Source organism: Blautia glucerasea (genome assembly GCF_020537505.1).
Taxonomy (GTDB): domain Bacteria; phylum Bacillota; class Clostridia; order Lachnospirales; family Lachnospiraceae; genus Blautia_A.
Window position 1 is genome coordinate 1 of record NZ_JAJBMO010000097.1, and the last position, 736, is coordinate 736.

The 736-nt window shown below is 47.1% G+C and carries 1 protein-coding gene and 1 pseudogene; both read right to left on the reverse strand.

Going from position 1 to position 736, the window contains the following annotated elements; genetic code table 11:
• Positions 1-126: pseudogene (locus tag LIQ05_RS20005) on the reverse strand (energy-coupling factor transporter transmembrane protein EcfT); the annotation flags it as partial.
• Entirely contained in the window at positions 126-722 is a 597-nt protein-coding gene (locus LIQ05_RS19405) for an MptD family putative ECF transporter S component (RefSeq protein WP_005601664.1), read from the reverse strand. The pseudogene LIQ05_RS20005 and the gene LIQ05_RS19405, both read right to left, overlap by 1 nt.
• Between the last annotated feature and the right edge of the window lie 14 nt (positions 723-736).

The window sequence follows — 736 nt, forward strand, 5'->3', positions numbered from 1 at the left end:
CATAGCTTCTCCGCCTGTTCCACCCATGACAAAAATGCTTATGATGAAGATGAGCAACAGTTTTGTACGCGGATCGAGCCGTAACCCTTGTTCTGTTTTTTTGCTGAGCAGAATTTCCCGCGCCATTATGCAATACCGGCACGCTGGAAGTGCTTTTTGCAAATGGCTTTCCCAATCACACCTCCGACAAGGCCAAACACAAAGCAGGCAACCAGCAGAATAGGCGCAATCCACATAGGCATATATGTATTAAGGGTAGCTGCATATTCAGCGCCGTATCCTTCAGTCAACATTACCATATAGCTTTCACGGTTCAGGAAAATGGGAGCAAAGTTGCCAAACACCCAGATGCTGAACACGCCGCAGGAAAGAACTGTGCTCTTTGCACTTTTGTAGTCCGCCTTTTTCAGGATCACGTCGGCCAACAGGCCGCCAACGAGACCAGTTACCATAGTAAGATAGCCGTTGCCGAAGAACACCATGATTAGGCCAATCAGGAAACCCATGATTGCAGTCATCCCGAATTTTTTAGCCTTTGTAACATACAGCATATAGGGGATGCCGCCAATCAAAGGGCACAGCACCGCCATCAGCGGAATAAAAATGGGGATAAAGCCAAGCATCGCCACCAGCATAACAATCACGACATAGATGACGGTGTAGATGCCGATAGTAATTAAATCTTTTCCCTCAAGCCGGGAACTTTTTTTCTGGGAACTCATACCAGTATCCTCCT